General features: G+C 34.0%; 13 protein-coding genes, 7 tRNA genes and 1 other RNA gene. 18 read left to right on the top strand and 3 right to left on the bottom strand.

Translation table 11 applies throughout. The annotated features are described in order from the left end of the window. Positions 1 to 304: integrase core domain-containing protein (locus tag BT156_RS22395; RefSeq protein ID WP_228430186.1), on the top strand; the 304-nt coding region annotated here is incomplete at its 5' end. Positions 305 to 333: 29 nt separating this feature from the next. Further along, positions 334 to 2,475 (top strand): hypothetical protein, encoded by a 2,142-nt coding sequence (locus BT156_RS18075; protein WP_072412233.1) that lies wholly within the window; start codon positions 334 to 336, stop codon positions 2,473 to 2,475. Between the two features lie 86 nt (positions 2,476 to 2,561). On the opposite strand, the gene ssrA is transcribed toward BT156_RS18075, so the two are convergent. Further along, positions 2,562 to 2,960: a transfer-messenger RNA gene (gene ssrA, locus BT156_RS18070) on the bottom strand. Between the two features lie 133 nt (positions 2,961 to 3,093). Then, positions 3,094 to 6,231, bottom strand: a complete 3,138-nt coding sequence (locus BT156_RS18065) for a T9SS type B sorting domain-containing protein (protein ID WP_072412231.1) — start codon at positions 6,229 to 6,231, stop codon at positions 3,094 to 3,096. A gap of 455 nt (positions 6,232 to 6,686) precedes the next feature. Between BT156_RS18065 and rpsU the strand changes: the two genes are divergently transcribed. The 16 genes from rpsU to BT156_RS17980 all read left to right on the top strand — a co-directional run bounded on the left by rpsU (position 6,687) and on the right by BT156_RS17980 (position 18,734). Then, complete coding sequence (gene rpsU / locus BT156_RS18060) at positions 6,687 to 6,884, top strand: 30S ribosomal protein S21 (protein WP_066754938.1); 198 nt, start codon at positions 6,687 to 6,689, stop codon at positions 6,882 to 6,884. Between the two features lie 83 nt (positions 6,885 to 6,967). Next, complete coding sequence (locus BT156_RS18055) at positions 6,968 to 7,855, top strand: tyrosine-type recombinase/integrase (protein ID WP_072412229.1); 888 nt, start codon at positions 6,968 to 6,970, stop codon at positions 7,853 to 7,855. Beyond that, the gene (locus BT156_RS18050; RefSeq protein ID WP_072412227.1) at positions 7,852 to 8,142 is read left to right on the top strand and encodes an HPF/RaiA family ribosome-associated protein; all 291 of its coding nucleotides are present in this window, start codon (positions 7,852 to 7,854) and stop codon (positions 8,140 to 8,142) included. The genes BT156_RS18055 and BT156_RS18050 overlap by 4 nt, the downstream gene beginning before the upstream one ends. Before the next feature lie 108 nt (positions 8,143 to 8,250). Beyond that, positions 8,251 to 8,324: transfer RNA gene (locus BT156_RS18045), tRNA-Thr, on the top strand. Positions 8,325 to 8,342: 18 nt separating this feature from the next. After that, a tRNA-Tyr gene (locus tag BT156_RS18040) sits at positions 8,343 to 8,423 on the top strand. A 91-nt stretch (positions 8,424 to 8,514) separates the two neighbouring features. After that, positions 8,515 to 8,587 (top strand) — tRNA-Gly (locus BT156_RS18035). A 93-nt stretch (positions 8,588 to 8,680) separates the two neighbouring features. Further along, positions 8,681 to 8,754: transfer RNA gene (locus tag BT156_RS18030), tRNA-Thr, on the top strand. An 18-nt stretch (positions 8,755 to 8,772) separates the two neighbouring features. Further along, positions 8,773 to 8,853 (top strand) — tRNA-Tyr (locus BT156_RS18025). An 87-nt stretch (positions 8,854 to 8,940) separates the two neighbouring features. Beyond that, positions 8,941 to 9,013: transfer RNA gene (locus BT156_RS18020), tRNA-Gly, on the top strand. Positions 9,014 to 9,056: 43 nt separating this feature from the next. Further along, positions 9,057 to 9,128, top strand: a tRNA-Thr gene (locus tag BT156_RS18015). A gap of 389 nt (positions 9,129 to 9,517) precedes the next feature. Next, the gene (locus BT156_RS21950) at positions 9,518 to 10,243 is read left to right on the top strand and encodes a HEPN domain-containing protein (RefSeq protein ID WP_139255515.1); all 726 of its coding nucleotides are present in this window, start codon (positions 9,518 to 9,520) and stop codon (positions 10,241 to 10,243) included. Between the two features lie 539 nt (positions 10,244 to 10,782). Continuing rightward, positions 10,783 to 11,463 carry a response regulator transcription factor gene (locus BT156_RS18000; protein ID WP_072412221.1) on the top strand — a complete coding sequence of 227 codons (681 nt, stop codon included), beginning with the start codon at positions 10,783 to 10,785 and terminating at the stop codon, positions 11,461 to 11,463. After that, positions 11,464 to 12,828 carry an ATP-binding protein gene (locus BT156_RS17995; protein WP_072412220.1) on the top strand — a complete coding sequence of 455 codons (1,365 nt, stop codon included), beginning with the start codon at positions 11,464 to 11,466 and terminating at the stop codon, positions 12,826 to 12,828. A gap of 265 nt (positions 12,829 to 13,093) precedes the next feature. After that, a complete protein-coding gene (locus BT156_RS17990) occupies positions 13,094 to 14,335 on the top strand; it encodes a TolC family protein (protein WP_083582395.1) in 1,242 nt (413 codons plus the stop codon). 1 nt (position 14,336) lies between these two features. Further along, complete coding sequence (locus BT156_RS17985; protein WP_072412218.1) at positions 14,337 to 15,422, top strand: efflux RND transporter periplasmic adaptor subunit; 1,086 nt, start codon at positions 14,337 to 14,339, stop codon at positions 15,420 to 15,422. Positions 15,423 to 15,635: 213 nt separating this feature from the next. Then, positions 15,636 to 18,734 carry an efflux RND transporter permease subunit gene (locus BT156_RS17980; RefSeq protein WP_072412216.1) on the top strand — a complete coding sequence of 1,033 codons (3,099 nt, stop codon included), beginning with the start codon at positions 15,636 to 15,638 and terminating at the stop codon, positions 18,732 to 18,734. 84 nt (positions 18,735 to 18,818) lie between these two features. Here BT156_RS17980 and BT156_RS17975 read toward each other — a convergent pair whose 3' ends face one another. Further along, positions 18,819 to 20,321, bottom strand: a complete 1,503-nt coding sequence (locus BT156_RS17975; RefSeq protein WP_072412246.1) for a DUF4394 domain-containing protein — start codon at positions 20,319 to 20,321, stop codon at positions 18,819 to 18,821. Between the last annotated feature and the right edge of the window lie 23 nt (positions 20,322 to 20,344).

Genomic DNA, 20,344 nt, shown 5'->3' with positions numbered 1-20,344 from the left:
TTCAGATAGAGGGATACAATATGCGTGTACAGAATTTACATCAATAGTCGGAAAAAACATTACTCGAAGCATGAGCGGAAAAGGAAATTGTTATGACAATGCTGTAGCTGAGAGCTTTTTCAAAACTCTGAAAACCGAACTTGTCTATCAAAATAAATATGAAACTAGAGATCATGCTAAAAACTCTGTGTTTGAATATATAGAAACATTTTACAACACTCACAGAAGGCATTCGGCTTTAGGAAATTTAACCATAAAAGAGTATCAAAATTTAATGTCTAATCAATCTAAAAATGTAGCATAAAGAGTATATAAATTTTGTCTCAAAAATAGTTGCAAGTTCAGGAGAAAGCTTTTATTAATTATGATACAGATGAATTACGTTTAGTAATACAGGTTTATGAATTTTTAAATAAAAGAATAACCCCAAGAGAAATTATTGCTTTTATAAATGAGATTTTAACGATTAAACTTTTGGATGAAGATTTCAAAGAGAGATATATTTCAATATTTGTCTTAAAAAAAGATGAAATTTTAAAACATCCTTTAAATTCCATTACGGAATTAGACTATTTAGAGGGTTTAAAATCTATTTATTATAATGATTCTGATTTTTCAAAACAAATAACTGCAATCATTTATCATATTGCAGTTGACGAGGCAATTGAGTTAATTTATACTCAGGAATTAAAAGACGCACTAAACAGAAATGATGTGGATAGATTCAACTCTATTTGTAAATCTGATTTTGCAGATTCGATTTTTAGCTCAGTAATTATTGATATTAATATTTTAGAAAATCCAATTAAGACCCTATCTGAAATTCAAAAAGATACCAATATACCTGAATTACAAATTGAGCAAGCTTGGAAAAACTTCTATTACAAAGTTGTAAATAAGAATCCTCAGGTTGAAAAACTTGTAATTGAAGATTGGCAGCTAATTTTAATTGCTAATTATAATGATGATAAATATTTGAAAATTTTATTACTTCAATATGCAGAATTAATTACTGATTCTAATATAATGGGGTATACTTCTTTGATTGATAAGCTAATAGATGGTGTAGGAGGTGATAGAGTTTTGCCTTTATTGGTGACAAAAAATATTCAGGCTTCAAATCTTGTTGAGTTGGTGGAAAATAAAGAAAGCGATTATAAGAAATATAAGCTAATTTCTGATGGTAGATCTGTTGATAAATATATCTCTGAACTAAAAATTGATAATATTTTAGAATTAGATAACACTGATGTATTGTGTAAAGATTTTGTTCTAAATGATTATAAGAAACACTTAAAAACAAATTTGAATACTGCTGTAGATAACAATGATATTCAGAAAGCAAATGACATACTTTTAAAAATTAAAGAAACTACAAAAAATGAAAGTGCAGTATTAAAAGATTTATTAGATGATGGTAAAATATACACTTTCTATGTTGATAATAGTTCCTCAACATTGCTTATTATTAATGACTTAATCGCAATGAGAATTGCGAGAGGTGAAAAGTTCAACACTTCTTATAGGACTTATTTTAGTGATGTTTTAAATACTAACGATGAAAATAAAGCAAAGGACATTGGAAATAAAATTCTAAATTATATTTCTTTTGGTGAACTTTTAATTAGTTCGGAACATTTTAATGACTCCATTTTATTTAAAAATATTATTTTGAGCATGTTTGCCGATTCATCTTTAGACAAATGGGCAGATATTAATAAGCTGATTGAGAATTATGGTAAAATTAAATCTTCACTAAAACTAAAAGATAAGCAACTGCTAAATGAGTTAAATGAATGGACAGTAGTAAATTCTGATTTATTATTAGAGGATTTAAGTGATGAATTTATAGATGATTGTTTTAAATATAGTGATTTATCAATATCAAAAAGTTTTATAGAAAAATTTAATCAAGAATTTCAAGGTTTAGACAATGATGGTTATAAAATTGTTTTTAATTCGGAAAAAGATATTCACTTTAAGTATTTTGGTTATTTGGATTCTATGTCCTTGACTCAATCTTCTTTAGATGTATTTAAGGAACGATTTTTGTTGAAAATCCAAGAAAATAAAGATGATGAACGTTGGTGGAAAATATTTAACAAATATGAAGCTAATAATTCTAAATTATCAATTGAAAATAGTTTAAAAGATATTAGAGATCAGTTTTTAAATGGTCATATTGAATTAAATCTTGGTACAATACAAAAGATTCTACCGTTTTTCATTAAATATAATTCATTAGATTCTTCTACAGATATTTTTAGAACCATTATTAAAAACAATTTCTTAGATAATAATGAATTTTTAGATATTTTATTACAGAATGGTGATTATTTAAAGAATTTATATCAAGCAACTGCTCAAAATCAAAAGGATGGATTCCGAAATATAATTAATGAGAAAAGGGATAGTAATCACAAATTAGAGCAATTAGCAAAGCAAATTGGAATTAGAAAGGCAAAAGATAAGTAATAAATAAACTACCGTACAGTAATCGTACAGATTATAAAAATAAAAAACCTTAAATTACTTATTGTTAGTGATTTAAGGTTTTTATTTTGTGGAGTTGGAGGGATTCGAACCCTCGTCCAAACAAGCAATACATAAGATTTCTACATGCTTATTCTACCATTGATTTTCGACTGAAGGCAGAGGATAGACACCCAACTTCCAGCTTATCTTCTGAGATTTTCGAGTTTTAGCCAAAGCATCTAAAACCTTATTTCTACATTCCTATATCTCAGGATCAAACGCCGTAGAACGGAGCATTTGTGAGACATCTTGCTTCCTTACTATCTTCGGGAAAGCGCTTGAATCTTACTTTATTCGGATTAAGCTGCAAGAGCGAACTCTTCGTTGCCAGTTAAAAGTTTGTAGCAAGGGATTAAAGAGATCGCGCTACGGTTCTCTGCATGCTTACTTACCCATTGACCTTGCTGTCGAAACCAGTCAACCCCAGTAGATAAGATTGCAAAGATAATTTTTTTTGTTTAAATATGGTTCATATTAAATCAGCATTTTCAAAAATGTAGTTTTAATCAATAAAAAATGCCAGAATTTATATCCTGACATTTTAAAATTTAATTTAATCTAATCTCTGTTTTTAAGTAAAACCCATCCTGAAAGCTGAACCGGCTTTTTACTTCTTCGGTCTTCCCAGAATAATTTATACCAATAGGTTCCGGTTGGCAGAGGTCTTTCTAGATATCGTCCGTTCCAGATAGGATTTTTTGTACTGGCATTAAATACAGACTTTCCATATCTATCGAATATACTTCCTTCAAAATTTCCATATTTACTGATCTCACTGAAGTCGATAACATCATTTTTACCATCACTGTTTGGAGTAATGACATTAGACATGAAAAAAGTATAATATTCCATATCCGAATAGCAAAGTGCGCCTCTGCTTTTTACCCTGATTGAATATTGAGTGTTTCTGAGAACATTAGTGAAAATACTTGAAGACTGCCATGTTACACCCCCGTCAATAGAATATTCTAACGGTAGATTTCCATTATTTTTAACATTGATTGTTAAAGTATTGTCTTTGTAAATTACTTCCAGAATTTCTGGAGTTACAGTATAAGAAACCGTGGCGGTGAATATTTTAGAACAAACTCCATTACTAATGGTTACAGTATAAGTTCCTGCTAATTCTGTAGTTATTGTTTGTGTTGTAGCTCCTGTACTCCAATTGTAGGTGTAATTTGGGCCTGATCCCGCATCTAATAATGCTTTGTCTCCTTTACACATTTCAACATTATGTAAGGTAGAAACAATTTCGGGAACAACTTTAATTGTAATTGATGCTGAAGTTTGAGCAGTACAGCCATTGGCACCAATTCCTGTTACGGTATACGTTGTTGTCGTTGTTGGAGAAACCGTTTGAGTATTTCCATTACCCGTAAGACCGGTCCAAGTGTATGTAACTCCTCCGGAAGCAGTAAGTACGACAGATTCTCCTTTACAAATTGTAAGTTTGGGTGCATTAATAATCAGAATGGGAGGTGTTGTATTTTTTGTTACGGTTACAAAACCCTGTTTAGTACAACCTGATGAACTGGTAATGGTAAGTGTATAAGTTCCGCTATTATTAACAGTTGGGGTTAAGGTATTAGCTCCTGATAAAATGGTTCCGCCGCCTGTCGCAGTCCATAAAAATGTGCTTCCTGATTGATATACAGAGGAAGCTGCGTTTAATGTAACTTGTAAATTAGCGCAGGTAATTTGCAGTGGAATATCAATATTTACAATAATAGGAGGGTTCATAGTTACGGTTACGGATTTTTGATATTGACATCCTGTAGGTGTAGTAACTGTTACCGTGTAAACTCCCGAGGTTGTTACGGTATTTGTTGCTGTGCTTACTCCGTTTGACCATGAAAATGTATTTCCTGTACCATTTGCCGTAGCTGTTAAAACTGTTGAAGCGCCATCACATGGTGTTAAATTTCCTGTAATTTGAACATTTGGATCTATGCTTTGAGAAATTGTAATTGATACAGGATCGCTTGTGCAGTTTCCATTATTATTGGTTAAAGTATATGTTCCTGCGGTGTTTACTGTAATACTTTGAGTATTTTGCCCTGTTGACCAAGTATTTCCTGTGGGGAAATTAGAAGTCAAAGTAATTGTATTGTTGGTACAGATGAGATTTGAAGAAGCGGTAATTGTTGGAATTGGTTTTTGATTGACAATTAATTGTAATTCCGCAACTTTTGAACAGGTTAAAGATTTTACTCTTACATAAATCGTTGCGTTTCCTGAAACGTAAGCTGTCGGAGTAGAGATGGTATTTGTATTTCCAGCTAAAGCATCTGCCTGATTGATATAATAATCAAAATTGATACTCGATGTTGTGCTGATATTTGGCTGTGCTGAAGTTAGGTCAAAAGTTGCCGTGCCAGAACCTGAACATTGGCTTAAGCTTGAATTCTGCACGGTCGGAACGATTCCCTGTGTCACAGTTACTGATTTTTGATATAGACAGTTTCCAGGAGTTTTTACGGTCACTGTATAAGTTCCCGCCGTTGAGACAGAAATACTGTTTCCTATTCCGCCGTTTGACCAGGTGTAAATATTTCCCGTTCCATTAGCTGAGGCGGTGAGCTGTGTCGGAGATTCACATAAAACAAGATTTCCGGCAATTTGTACATTAGGATCTGTATCTTGGGTAATGACAACAGAGGCTTGCGGACTTGTACATGTTCCGTTAGTGCTTGTTAATGTGTAAGTTCCTGGTGTTGTTATCGTGATAGATTGGGTGGTAGCTCCAGTAGACCATGTGTTGCCGGTTGCGTTGTTTGAAGTCAATATTATATTTCCGCTAGGGCATAGAGTAGTGCTGGTAGAGCTGATGTTAGCTGTTAGGCTTTTATTTTTGAAAATAATAGCATTCGTCTGTTTACATGAATTAATTACACTCGTCGGATTATTCGGGTCATGATAACTTACATTATAATAATAAGTATTCGTTGTATTGACTGTGGTTGGAGTGGTAATAGGGTTGCTTCCGGTTGTCGCATCATTAACATTGTTAAAATAAGAAACTGTAAAATTAGGATTTCCATTTATTATTCCCGTAGATAATGAGCTGAAATCAAATGTATTGCTGTTGCTGCAGATAGATATTTCTCTGGGCGAATTGGCATTCGGTCCCGGACTTCCTGGAGCAATAAAAGGATTGGGAGCTAAGGTAGAGTTATTGAACGGTGAAACAAATGTTGCCGTTCCTCCCCATGTTAGATTAAAGGTATATACGGTTGTAGACCAATTGTCAAGGTATAAATAATAGGTTTGTCCGGCTACTACATCCATATATCTGCAGTAAGGATCAGTGGCTCCTCCTCCGGATGTTGTGTTGGTGTTGGTCATGTTCATTCCGGTACTCGTAAGGGCTCCCGATGCATTACATCTGATTGGAAATCCTCGGCTGGAACAGCTTACATTCGGTCCGTAAATCGCCCAATCGTAATCTACAGGCCCGGTTGGAATTAAATTAAATGTAAGTGTTCCGCTTGTTGCAATCGTGAATTTATACCAGACCGAATTATGTTCGCCGGTCGACAGACACCCTCCAAGGTTTTCGTCAGTATTTCCTATTCCTGATGGAGTATAATTTATATTCGAATTTCCACATACTGTAATCGCAGAAACACAATCTTCCTGTGCGAAAATGGTAATGTGAAAGATGAATAAAAACGAAAGTAATAATTTTTTAATCATTGCTTAATAAATAATAAGGGTGTGTTTATCTGTTTTGTCAAAAAGTAGGATCATTTTAAGACCTCAGAGAAATGATAAGATCTTATATAAATAACCATGAATAAAGGATGTGAAATTATAGAGAACTTCATTTCCTTCAAAGAGAAAAGATTAGCTGGATAAAAATAATGTAGCTCCCATACTTATTTGACTGTTAGTTTTTTGCAAAAATAAATAAAATAACAATATATTAGGCTGATTAATTTTATTTTGATATTTATTTTATTGTTTATTTGAAATATTTTTTATTTTTAAGTTAATTTTTTAGGATAAGCGTAAAGGTTTTATGCTTGATTTAATATAATTAAAACATCCAATAGATCCTTTTCCGGATAAGTTTTAAATTTAAATTAAAATAAAATTTTGTGGCTTAATAAAAAATGTATACTTTTGCAACTCAAAATGAGATGTAAAATATGTTAATAATTCCTGTAAAAGATGGTGAATCCATCGATAGAGCACTAAAGAAATATAAAAGAAAATTTGATAAAACGGGTACAGTTCGTCAATTGAGATCTAGACAAGCGTTTATCAAGCCTTCTGTAAGTTTAAGACAGTCTAAATTGAAAGCTGCTTATAAGCAAAGAGCACTTAGCAAGGAAGAACAGGCTTAAGAATTTTTTTCTTAAACACATACTAAATTCACTTCTTAAATACTATATTTGAGGAGTGAATTTTTTTGTTTACGCCCTCATCAATGTTAGATAAATTTTTAGAATATTTACAGCTCGAGAAGAGATATTCTCCTCACACTATTACAAGCTATAAAAAAGACCTTGAGGATTTTTCTCATTTCTATCTCAAAACAGAATCCTCCGAAGATATTTCCAAAGCAGACAAAAAAGTCATCAGAAATTTTATCGTTGAACTCAGCGAAAATAATATTGCCAAGAGAAGTATCAACAGAAAACTCTCTTCACTCCGAAGCTTCTACCATTTCCTTTTAAAAATAGGCGAAATCAGGGTTTCTCCTACTGAGACTGTATCTTCCCTTAAATTTTACGCAGAGAAGCAAATTCCCATGTCTAAAGAAGAAATGCAGGTTCTTAATGACCAAATTTTTGAGGAAAAGCATGATATTCTTGAAAAATGCATCATGGAAGTTTTATATCAGACCGGAATTCGAAAAGCTGAACTTTGTGGCTTGATATTTGAGAATGTAGATTTAGGCAGAAACGACCTCAAAATTATAGGAAAGGGAAATAAAGAAAGATACATCCCGATCTCTCAAGATCTTGCAAATCTGCTTAGAAGTTATTTAGAAATAAGGAAACCGCAGAGCGAGCACGAATTGTATTTTTTCGTCAGCAAGAAAGGCAAAAAACTCAATGAAAAATTTGTTTATGTGGTAGTTAATAAGTACCTTAGTCTTATAACAACAAAAGAAAAAAGAAGTCCTCACATCCTTCGTCATAGCTTTGCTACACACGTTTTGGACAATGGGGCAGAGATATCGAAAGTAAAAAAAATATTAGGACATTCCAGCCTTGCAAGTACTCAAGTCTATACGAATGCTAATATCGAACAATTGAAAAAAGTGTTTAATCAGGCTCATCCAAGAGCATCTAAAAAAGAAGAATTATGAAGATCACAGTACAGTCAATTGGTTTAACTCCACACGAACCACTAGAGTCACACATTGAAAAAAAAGTAAGTAAACTTGAAACTTTTTACGACAAAATTCATGAATGTAAAGTGTTTTTAAAAGTAGAGAATGCTGCAGATAAAATAAATAAAACTACCGAGCTTATCTTGGCAGTTCCGGGTGACGATATTGTCGTTAAAAAGACATCTGCAACTTTTGAAGAAAGTTTAGACCTTTGTGTTGATACTGCTAAAAAGCTACTAATCAAGAAAAAAGAGTTGGCGTAGAAAAAAAAGATAAAAAAAGTCATAAAAAAATTTGAGAATTCAAAAAAACCGTTCTATCTTTGCAATCGCAAAAAGGGAACAGCGTTCTTTTGAATTCTTTTTAATTATGCCTCCATAGCTCAGTTGGCTAGAGCAGCTGATTTGTAATCAGCAGGTCGTGGGTTCGAGTCCCTCTGGAGGCTCATTTAATATAAACATTCGGGAAGATTCCAGAGTGGCTAAATGGGACTGACTGTAACTCAGTTGCTTCGGCTTCGCAGGTTCGAATCCTGCTCTTCCCACGGTTTATATTTGTAAAAAAAAGTCTTGCAGGTTTCAAGAAAGTTTCTTAGATTTGCAAACCGTTAAACCAATAGTTTTGGAAACAAAATTGCGAAAGTAGCTCAGTTGGTAGAGCGTCAGCCTTCCAAGCTGAATGTCGCGAGTTCGACCCTCGTCTTTCGCTCAAAAAGTCAGACTGAAAAGAATGATTTTTTTTAACTACTGAAAAGGTTAGAGTAGAATTTTCTCAAAAGCTTTCAGTCACAACATTAAAATTGCCTCCATAGCTCAGTTGGCTAGAGCAGCTGATTTGTAATCAGCAGGTCGTGGGTTCGAGTCCCTCTGGAGGCTCATTTAATATAAACATTCGGGAAGATTCCAGAGTGGCTAAATGGGACTGACTGTAACTCAGTTGCTTCGGCTTCGCAGGTTCGAATCCTGCTCTTCCCACAGTTTATATTGAAAAAAAAGTTTGCAAATTAAAAAGGATTTTCCTAAATTTGCAAAACGTTAACCAATAATTTTGGAAACAAAATTGCGAAAGTAGCTCAGTTGGTAGAGCGTCAGCCTTCCAAGCTGAATGTCGCGAGTTCGACCCTCGTCTTTCGCTCAAAAAAAATCACTCTATCTTTAGCGTGATTTTTTTGTTTAAGGCCGACTTAGCTCAGCGGTAGAGTGCTTCCTTGGTAAGGAAGAGGTCACGGGTTCAAGTCCCGTAGTTGGCTCTCGTTACATCCCGAATTCACTTCGGGATTTTTTTTGCTTAGTCCCCAACTTTTAAGATTGACCCCCGGATCCCCGAATTCTAACGATTTAATAAACAGATTATGTAACCTTAGTAAATATTTATATATTCGTGGAAACTAAAAAATAACCATGAATATTTTAAAATTTTCCCACATTTGCTTAGGTGAAATCATAGGCTTAAAGTTCCTGCCAAAAACAACATTTAAGTATAGTGATTTTTATATTACAAATGACACAGATTTTATTGAAAACCAATTATTTGTAAAGCAAGAAGTTTTTGAACCTGTTTTTGGAAGTCTTGATTATGAGAAAATAAAAAATGGATCTTTTATCTGTATTTTATTGAATCAAACAGAAGATCTAAACTATGTACAAAATTTTGCTGCTGATATTATTAGTACTTTATGGCGTATATCGGACAATAGTATATACGTTATTTTACTATATTCCTATTCAAAATGGATTAAGTCATTACCGTGGTAAGTTAAATTATAACATATATAAAGCAAATGGAACAATTGAATATGTTGAATATTCGGATAAAGATTTTTCGTTACTTATTGAGCTATACAATAAAAGAGAAAATTTCATAAGCATTCCAAATGTGAATTTTCCAAAAGAAAAGATTGATGAAGTTAATCTTTACGTTAGCCATAGAATGGAAAATCACAATGATATGACTAGATTTCACCGGGCTAACAGATTTTTAAATGAAGCACGAAAACAAAGCTATCTAGCACTAAAAATATCTAACCTTATCGCTTTTTTTGAATGTCTTTTTTCTATAAAAAATGAAGATAGAATTGCGCACAATATTTCTATGAGGTCTTCAGAGTTTTTGTTTATTTATGATAAAACTATCCTTAAAGATGGAACTTATAAAACACTGAAATCTTCATATGATATTAGATCTAAATATGTTCATGGAGACAAGCTAAAAGACGCCCATTCAAAAATAATAGATTTACAACTTTACAGTGTAAATTTAGATAATTTAGCGCGTATAGTTTATAATACTATTCTAGATAATAATTTAGAAATATTCAATGATAATACGAATATTAAAGCATATCTGGAATCCGTTCATAAATAATTTAGAATGATAGTCAAAACTAAGACAAAATAATTATGGAAATATCACATGTCTGCATGGTTGAAATAAAAGGGATACAACTAGATAAAAATTCAGTTATTGAAATTAATAATTATGTAATCACTAATGACTCAAATTATATTAAAAGAAACGGTAACTAAAATTAGTTGTTATCGTTTTTTAATATAATTTAGGGTTTCCTAATCGCAAAGTTTATATTTTTTGGTATTCTTTTTTTGTATCAAAACTGGGGCATGCTTTATTGACTTTTGGAAAACCTCAATTGGGTTTTAATCAAAACTTATTACAATATTCTAGATTAAAGTACATCCATTTTACCTTTGCTGAGTAAAACGCCCTTGCGAACGAAAATCAACAATATTTAAAATCAAAAAAAATTAGTGAACCTTGCGCTAAAAAAAATATTTATATGTTAACTCAAAATTCTAACATTAAAATTTAATTAAAGTATTTCCCAATCTCTACTGTCACTTCAATATCATAAAAATTTTCGTTAAATTCGTGTAAAATATATATTGATGAATATTCTTTTATTGGAAGACGATCTTATTCTCTCTGCAGAACTTTGTAAGTTTTTAGAATCAAACAATTTTACGTGTGATAAAATTTATGATGGCGAAACTTTTCTCCGTCAGATCAAAAACAATACATATGATCTGTATCTGTTGGATATCAATGTTCCGAAAATAAACGGACTGGATGTTTGTCAAACCATCCGTTCTTTCGATAAAAATACCCCGATTATTATCATTTCTGCTTACGGAGATCTTTCGGATAAGAAAGATGCTTTTACGAGGCTCGCAGATGATTATTTGGTGAAGCCTTTTCAGTTTGAAGAACTGCTTCTTCGTATGAATTCTTTGTTGAGAAGAAAAACACCTTCCGATAATGTAGATCAGGATATTATCAGAATTGATGATTTAATTATCAATAAAACCGAACAAAAAGTTTTCCGTGCAGGAAACGAAATTGCTCTTACCTTAAAAGAATTTCAACTGTTGGTTTATCTGGCAGAAGCGCAGGGAAGAACGGTTTCTAAACAGCAGATTACAGAAAACGTCTGGGAGCATAATTTCAATACAAATACCAATACGGTGGAAGTTTATATTAATTTTTTAAGAAAGAAAATAGATAAAGATTTTAAAGTTAAATTAATTCATACACGTTCCGGATTCGGATATTATCTAAGTTCACTGTAAATGTCTTTAAAAAGAAAGATCGCGCTCAATCTCAGCATTGCATTCTCACTACTTTTTGGTATTGTGATGGTGGTGATTTATATGTCTTTTAATGATTTCAGAAGAGATGAATTCAAGGAAAGATTCAGGCAGAGATTAGAGTTTACTTCGCATTTTATTTCAAAGTCTAAAGATTTTGAAGAAGAAGCGCCTGTCTTTTTTAATGAAAACTCGGATAATATTCTTTTAAATGAAACAATTCTGATTTTTAATAGTCAAAAACAACTGATTTACAGTACGATAAAAGACAGGAATGTAACCTGGGATAATGCTTTGCTGAAAGAATTAGATCAGAGAAAGACCATCTACAGCGAAAAAACTCAGCCTGAAATATACGCAGCGCTAAAAAGTATTAATAATGAAAATTATTATATTCTTACAAGTGCTTTCGATACCAACGGAAAATCAAAACTTGAATATCTGAAATATCTTTTGATCGCGGCTTATGTGATGAGCACTTTGCTCATCGGCTTTTTCAGTTATTATTTTATGGGACAGTTTCTTCGTCCGTTAGAAGATCTTAATAAAGAGATTTCGGAGGTTACGGCACATAAATTAACGACGCAGATTCCTGTGCAGCCATCAAATGATGAAATCAGTATTCTCGCGAAGTCATTTAATACGATGATTGCAAGATTGGATGATGTTTTTCAGTCTCAGAGAGATTTTACAGCAAGTGCATCGCATGAGATCAGAACGCCGATCACGAGGATGGCTTTTCAGCTGGAAAATTTAATTAAACTGGAACAGCACACTCCGGAAACGCTGTCTTCTTTAAAGCAAATTCAGAAGGATGTTTATCAGTTATCGGATCTTACAAACTCATTATTGATTTTAACTAAATTCGATAAAGAAAATATTCAGACTTTGTATGAAGAAGTAAGGATTGATGAAGTTATATTTGAATCCTATGAGGCAGTAGAAAAAAGCTATCCCAACCTTAAAATGGATTTTTTAATTTCTGAAAATACTTCCGAAAATGCTCTTCTTACCATTCCCGGTATTCAATCTTTATTAGACATTGTATTTATCAATTTGTTTAAAAATGCTGCAGTCTATTCCGACAATATGGAAGTTGATGTTTTAATAACAGAAACCAATTCTGATCTTACGGTTGATGTTGTTTCGAGTGGAAATGTTATCGAAGAACAGGATCGCTCAAAATTATTTGAAGCTTTTATGAGAGGAAATAATTCTCAGAATATTTCCGGTTCCGGCCTTGGACTTCGTATCGTAAAAAGAATTATTGAATACCACGGCGCCGAAATTCTTTACTCAGCACCTTCTGAAAAGACAAATCAATTCAGTGTAATTTTTAAAAAGTAGTTTTTATTTAAACACTAAAAATATAGCGATGTCATCCTGAGCCTGTCGAAGGATCTTACTTTAACATTTACCAATAATTACGTTTTTAATTTAGATGAAATAATTTTTAGTCTAAATGTTTCAAAAACAAAGAATATTTTCCATCAATTCTTTAATTATTCATTGCAAAAATCATTCCTTAAAACCAAATTTAATTTTTTTTTAAGGCTCCTTTAAGGTCGTTTTAATCGAGCAAAGGCATTTTTGTAACATGAAAACAAAGAGAATGAACAAAATTGCAGGACTTTTTGTTGTTATTTCTTCCCTAATGACGGCACAACAGCAAATGTCTCTTCTGGATTGCGAAAATGCTTTTCAGACGAATAATCTTCAGCTAATTGCCGAACAGTACAACATCAACATGGCTGATGCAGATATTTTGCAGGCCAAAATCTGGGAACTTCCACAACTAAGCGGATACATCAATGCATATAATCCTGAGGATAAGAAAGCCTTCAATGTTAGTAAATCCAAAGGCGCAGAAGTAACCCAGCTGATCTACATGGGCGGTAAAAAGAAAAACGAGATTGCTTTTGCAAAATCTAATAAAGAGCTTGCTCAGCTTCAATTTTCTCAATTGTTGGTAGAGTTGAAAACGCAACTTCATACAACCTACTACAATCTTTACTATGAACAATTAAAATTAGAGAATACCAATAAGCAATTAGGATATATGAATGATTTGCTGGGTGCTTACAAAGTACAGTCGGCAAAGGGAAACGTATCGTTGAAAGATGAGGTGAGATTGCAGAGCATCGTTATTCAGTTAAATAATGATAAAATAGGAATCAATAAAAATATTCTTGAATTTGAACAAAACTTAAAAGTTTTAACCGGAGTTACTGAAGATATCGAACCCCAGCTTTCAGAGTCTGAAGCTAAAGAAGTTCTAGCTGCCCAACCGTTCGGAGATGAAGCAGAATTAAAGAGAAAAGCGGTAGAAAATAATGCGGATTACCTATATAATTTAAAATTGATCGATAATAGCAAACTCTATTCTCAATGGCAAAAATCCTTAAATGTACCCGATTTAAATGTCGGAGCGCAATGGGATCAAAACAGTGGAACTTTTAGAAATGAAGTCAATTTGATGGTTGGAATTCCTTTGCCTTTATGGAAAAGCAATCAGGGAAACATAGAGAAAGCAAATTATGCGATCAAGCAAAATCAGAAAAATGCAGAATATCAGAAATTAAATCTTGAAACTAAAGTTCAGTCCGCCTATAAAACATGGAAAGGTCAATATGACCAATTAGCAGAGATCAAAACAACCGATCTCAATAATCTTGAGCTTGTTTACAACGGAATGCTGAAAAACTTCCGAAACGGAAATGTAAGTCTCATAGAATTCACAGATTTCATGGAAAGCTACAGACAGACCGCACTTCAGATCTACGATATGAAAAACGAGATCATACAATCCGCAGAACAATTGAATCAATTAGTACAAACGAAAATCTTCTATTAAAATGAAAAAATATATAATTGCTGTATTTGTGGCTTTGTCACTGTTATCTTGTTCTAAAAAAGAGGAAGAAAAAGCTCCGCAGGCCAAAAAAGGATTTGAACTGAGCAACACGATGCTGAAATCTATTTCTTTAGCAAAAGTTGAGAAAAAATACATAGAAGATAACTTTAGTTTTTACGGAAAAATATCTGCTGACAAGAACAGTTACATTGATGTTTATCCTTTGGTAGGCGGAAATGTTATGAGCGTAAACGTTGAGTTGGGAGATTATGTGAGAAAAGGGCAGGTGCTGGCAACGATCAGAAGTACAGAATTGGCGGATGTCCAGAAAGATGTCAGCGATGCAAAAACCGATTTGGTCGTTGCTCAAAATAATCTTCGTGTTGCAAAAGAAATGTATGAAGGAAAACTGACGACCGAAAGAGAAGTTCTGGAAGCAAAAAGTCAGCTTCAAAAAGCACAGGATCAAATGCAGAGATCAAACGCAGTAAGTACGGTTTATAATGTGAAAAAAGGAAATCTTTACAGTGTGACAGCGCCAATTAGTGGATATATCGTTCAAAAGAACATCAATAAAGATATGCAGCTGAGAAGCGACAGAAGCGAAAATATTTTCGATGTTGCCAATACAACCAATGTTTGGGCAATCATGAATGTTAATGAATCTGATATTGATAAAATCAACCTCGGTATGTCGGCACAGGTTTCTACATTATCTTATCCCGATAAAGTTTTTGACGGGAAAATTGACAAAATATTCAAAATTATAGATCCCCAGACCAATACCATGCAGGCAAGAGTTGTTTTAGACAATGCCAACGGATTATTGATACCGGAAAGTAAAGCAACGATAAAAATTTCAAGCTCTGAAAATAATATGGCGCTTACGGTTCCATCTAAAGCCGTAATTTTTGATGATAACAGAAGTTTTGTGGTGATCTATAAATCCAGAACAGATTTAAAAGTGAAAGAAGTAAAAGTTTTAAAACAGGTCGGCGACGTTACCTATATTTCCGAAGGTTTGTCTGAAGGAGAAGAAGTAATCACTAATAATCAATTATTGATTTACCGCTCTTTGAATAATTAAATTTTATTTGAACGATTAAGAGCTTTTTAAATAGATAATTAAGAAGTTAAGCTTAATTAAGAAAAAATATCTCTTAAAAATACGAGAATACAGTCTTTGCTGAGTGGAAATACCCTAGCGAACGTAGAAATATGCATAGTAATTTTAAAAAACCTTTGCGAACCTTGCGTTAAAATCAAGACAAAAAACTTTCAACGACTCAATAAATCTATCATGAATAAATTCATAAAAAATATAATTGCTTTTTCATTAAAAAATAAAGCATTTACCTTTATTTGGGTTGCAATCTTGGCCATTTCGGGATTTATAAGTTTCAAAAATATGCCGATTGAAGCTTTCCCAGACGTTACCAACACCCAGATTGTAATCATCACCCAATGGAATGGCCGAAGTGCAGAAGAGGTAGAACGCTTCGTTACGACGCCCATTGAATTGGCGATGAGCCCGGTTCAGAAGAAGACAAGTGTGAGAAGTACAACGATGTTTGGGCTTTCCATTGTTAAAATTCTGTTTGATGACGGGGTGGATGACACTTTTGCCAGAAATCAGGTCAATAACCAATTAAGAACAATCAGTCTTCCTGATGATGTTGATCCAGAAGTTCAGCCACCCTACGGGCCAACCGGAGAGATTTTCCGATATACATTGGAGAGTAAAACAAAAGACTCCCGAGAATTATTGACCTTACAAAACTGGGTGATCGACCGCGCGCTGAGAGGTGTTCCCGGAGTTGCAGATATCAATGTTTTTGGAGGTCAGGATAAAGTTTTTGAATTAAGTATCGATCCCAGAGCGTTGGATAAATACAATCTGACCCCGTCTCAGGTATATGATGCAGTAACGAAGAGTAACTTAAATGTCGGAGGCGATGTTATCGAGAAAAACGGACAAGCCTATGTTGTAAGAGGAATCGGATTGGTAAAATCTGTTGCCGATATTGGAAATATTACCATCCAGAATGACAGCGGAAATCCTGTTTTAGTTAAAAATGTTGCAGAAGTTCATGAAAGTTCAATGCCTAGAGTAGGACAGGCAGGATTGAATAACCACGAAGATACCGTTGAAGGAATTGTCGTGATGAGAAAAGGCGAAAATCCGCGTGAAGTTTTGGTTGGAGTTAAGGCTAAAATTAAAGAATTAAACGAAAAGATTCTTCCAAAAGATGTAAAAATGGTCACTTTTTACGATCGTGATAATTTGATGGATTTTACCACTGAAACCGTAATGCACAACTTATTGGAAGGTATTGTGTTGGTAACAGTAATTGTTTTAATTTTCATGGCAGATTGGAGAACTACTTTAATTGTTTCCATCATCATTCCTTTATCGTTATTGTTTGCATTTTTATGTTTAAAACTGGCGGGAATGAGTGCCAACTTACTGTCACTCGGTGCCGTTGACTTTGGAATTATCATTGACGGAGCCGTCGTCATGGTAGAAGGAATTTTTGTAATGCTCGACCATAAAGCAAAAAAATACGGGCCTGAAAAGTTCAATAAAATGGCAAAAGCAGGCTGGATCAAGCAAACCGGAACAGGCTTAGGAAAAGCTATTTTCTTTTCAAAATTAATTATCATTACCTCTTTAATTCCAATTTTCTCATTCCAGAAAGTGGAAGGTAAAATGTTTTCACCATTGGCCTTTACATTAGGTTTTGCATTAATTGGGGCTTTGATTTTTACCCTAACTTTAGTTCCTGTGCTTTCACATATTCTTTTAAACAAAAATGTTAGAGAAAAGAATAATCCTTTCGTTAATTTTTGGGACAGAATTGTTTTAAAAGGCTTCAGTTTTACATTTAAACATAAAAAAATGAGTTTAATTGTTGCCATTTCGTTCCTGGCGGTGACTTTATTCTCCGGGAAATTTTTGGGAACAGAATTTTTGCCTCAATTAAATGAAGGTTCATTGTGGATCACTGCAGAAATGCCGATGAGTTCTTCATTAAAAGAATCATTGAAAACAGCCGACCTTTTAAAAAAAGACATTATGAGCTTCCCGGAAGTGACGGATGTTCTGGCGCAGACGGGTAGAAGTAACGACGGAACAGATCCCAACGGTTTCGGTTTTGTACAGTTTGCCGTAAACCTTAAACCTAAAGAAGAATGGAAGCGAAACATCAGTTATGAAGAATTGATTGAAGGGATCGACAAAAAATTGAGAAATTATCAGGGAATCACTTTTAATTATTCTCAACCGATCTCCGACAACGTTGCAGAAGCAGTAGCCGGTTTCAAAGCAGAAAACGGAATTAAAATTTACGGAGATAATTTACAGACATTGGATAGATTGGCTGATGAGGTTTTAAAGCAGATCAAAGATGTTGACGGTGTAAAAGATCCCGGAATTATTAAAAATATCGGTCAGCCCGAAGTAAGTGTTGTACTTGATAGAGATAAAATGGCCGCTTACGGAGTAATGCCTGCTGATGCACAAGCTGTTTTGGAAATGGCTTTCGGAGGTAAAACAGCATCCGAAATGTTTGATGGCGAAAGAAAATTCCCGATAAGACTTCGTTATTCTCAGGAATACAGAAAAGATGAAAACGACATCGCTGCTTTGATGGTTCCTACACAGGACGGCGCAAAAATTCCTTTAAAAGAGATCAGTAATATTGTTAAAGACAATGGTGCGGCATTTATTTACAGAGATGATATCAAGCGTTACATCGGAGTAAAATTCTCAATTCGTGACCGGGATTTAGGAAGTACGATTGCCGATGCTCAGAAAAAAGTAGCCAATATTGAACTTCCGGATGGCTATTCTGTAGGTTGGACGGGGCAATTTGAAAACCAACAAAGAGCTTCTCACAGATTGGCGCAGGTCGTTCCTGTAAGTATTGTGATGATTTTCTTCCTTTTATTTATCCTTTTTGGAAACATGAAAGATTCTCTTCTGGTATTGGCCAACGTACCATTTGCATTGATCGGAGGAATTATCGCGCTTCACGTTACGAGAATGAATTTCGGGATCTCAGCCGGAGTTGGGATGATCGCTCTTTTAGGAATTTGCATTCAGAATGGAGTTATTTTGATCACAGAGTTCCATCAAAATGTCAAGAACGGATTGAATTTGGATACAGCCATATTTAGTGGAGTAAAATCCAGAACACGACCTGTAATTATGACTGCGTTAATGGCATCAATCGGGCTTTTACCTGCTGCACTGTCTACAGGAATCGGTTCAGAATCTCAAAAACCTTTAGCCATTGTAATTATTGGAGGATTGATAACCGCAACAGTACTTACATTATTGATATTTCCGATTATTTTCTGGATTTTCAACAGAACAAAAAAATCGGAACAGATTTAATTCTTCTATCATTATATATATTAATTGAGGCGCGGAAAACAAAGTTTTCCGCGCCTCTTAGTATCAAAATAATTTGTTATGAATTTAAAATCCTAACCCAACTGCAAAAGCTTTTACAGCGTTTGGGTAATCAGAAACTGAGGTCGCAGCTCCTGTTGTAGTATTCACCGAATAAATTTTTGTTGATGAACCTACTGAAGCCATTAAATAAGCTTTCTGACTCATGCTTCCGATATCAAAACCGTTAGCATTCGTAATATTGATTCCTAAAGCGCCTGTTTCAACTAAAGTTCCGTTGTTTGGCGGGTTTTGTTGGTATAATTTATCAGTATTATGATCAATTACAAATAGGGTAGTTGCGGTTGTTCCTGCAAAATTATTGGTATAAGCCGCTGCGCTTATCATTGCTCCGACAGGATTAATTGCCGTGTCTACTGCTGTAATTCCTCCGGTAACAGGATCTAAACGAAGATTTTGTCCTGTGTTGCTCACTACTCGTATTTTATCAACGGATGGATTAAAATCAAATCCAAAATCGGTTCCTGAAAGTAAAGTAGCAAAAGGAGAGCTTCCGACTGCCGTTGCCGCTCCTGTTCCTAAATTAATGGTGTAGATTCTGCTTGTACTTCCCAATGCATATAATTGTCCATTTAAAGGACGGAAATCAATTCCTAAAATATTTTCGCCACTTTGTAATCCGGCTACAGCTTTTGATACCGGCATTGGACTGTTTGGGTTAAATATTTGAAGATTATTAGAATTATCAATAGCATAAGCTACTGCTTCTGTCGGGATTGCAAGATCAATGATAGGTTGTTGTAACATGCCTATATTGGTGGTTTTGCCGTTATTTAAATCTAATAAATGAAGATTGTTATTTAAAGCTAATAAAGCAACACTGTTATCATATTTAATATCGAAAGCTGCCTGTCCTGTAAATGTAGTTCCCAAACTTCCCACTTCTACCAATGTTCCGTTATTCGGAGGATCTTGTTTAAATAATTTCCCGGAAGTAACATCAATATCATATAGAACGGTAGAAGAAGCACCGGCTTTACTGTTGGTATAAGCAACTCCCGTGATTGATGGAGAGCCTGATCCGCTAATATTAGTATCTGTCGCAGCGGCGGCTCCTGTTTCAGGATGTAAACGCAGATTTTGTCCTGTACTGCTCACCAAACGGATACGGTCAACGGTCGGGTTAAAATCAATCGAAGCTATAGGTCCTGAAATTGCAGGACTAAATGCTGTTGAACTCACCACTCTTGCTGATGCATTAGAAGTATTAATAATGTATAATTTACTTGCATTTGATAAAGCATATAATTCGCCTGTTGCAGGTCTGAAGTCTATACTTAATAATTTTTCTCCGGCAACAATTCCCGCCACAGCAGTTTTGGAAGTGAACATTTTAGGATTATTAGAATTAAAAGCGACAAGTTCATTCGTACCTGTTAATCCGTAAACCATGATATCCGGTCCTTTTACATTTTCTTCGGCCATCATCATATTATCGTCAGAATCGTCACATGAAAATAGGGTCGTGACAGTAAAAAGGGCCATACAAAGGTGTAGTAGTTTTTTCATAATATTAATTTTTATAGGTTTAA

It is taken from the genome of Chryseobacterium limigenitum (genome assembly GCF_900114875.1).
Lineage (GTDB): Bacteria > Bacteroidota > Bacteroidia > Flavobacteriales > Weeksellaceae > Chryseobacterium > Chryseobacterium limigenitum.
The sequence above is the reverse complement of the archived record's forward strand: the minus strand, read 5'-3'. Positions and strand labels throughout refer to the sequence as shown.

What these genes read in the sequence shown, in the direction of transcription:
- BT156_RS17975 (WP_072412246.1), bottom strand. Translation starts at nt 20,321, where the DNA reads ATGAAAAAACTACTACACCTTTGTATGGCCCTTTTTACTGTCACGACC.
- BT156_RS17995 (WP_072412220.1), top strand. Translation starts at nt 11,464, where the DNA reads ATGTCTTTAAAAAGAAAGATCGCGCTCAATCTCAGCATTGCATTCTCA.
- BT156_RS21950 (WP_139255515.1), top strand. Translation starts at nt 9,518, where the DNA reads ATGTACAAAATTTTGCTGCTGATATTATTAGTACTTTATGGCGTATAT.
- BT156_RS18065 (WP_072412231.1), bottom strand. Translation starts at nt 6,231, where the DNA reads ATGATTAAAAAATTATTACTTTCGTTTTTATTCATCTTTCACATTACC.
- BT156_RS18050 (WP_072412227.1), top strand. Translation starts at nt 7,852, where the DNA reads ATGAAGATCACAGTACAGTCAATTGGTTTAACTCCACACGAACCACTA.
- BT156_RS18055 (WP_072412229.1), top strand. Translation starts at nt 6,968, where the DNA reads ATGTTAGATAAATTTTTAGAATATTTACAGCTCGAGAAGAGATATTCT.
- rpsU (WP_066754938.1), top strand. Translation starts at nt 6,687, where the DNA reads ATGTTAATAATTCCTGTAAAAGATGGTGAATCCATCGATAGAGCACTA.
- BT156_RS17985 (WP_072412218.1), top strand. Translation starts at nt 14,337, where the DNA reads ATGAAAAAATATATAATTGCTGTATTTGTGGCTTTGTCACTGTTATCT.
- BT156_RS17980 (WP_072412216.1), top strand. Translation starts at nt 15,636, where the DNA reads ATGAATAAATTCATAAAAAATATAATTGCTTTTTCATTAAAAAATAAA.
- BT156_RS18000 (WP_072412221.1), top strand. Translation starts at nt 10,783, where the DNA reads ATGAATATTCTTTTATTGGAAGACGATCTTATTCTCTCTGCAGAACTT.
- BT156_RS17990 (WP_083582395.1), top strand. Translation starts at nt 13,094, where the DNA reads ATGAACAAAATTGCAGGACTTTTTGTTGTTATTTCTTCCCTAATGACG.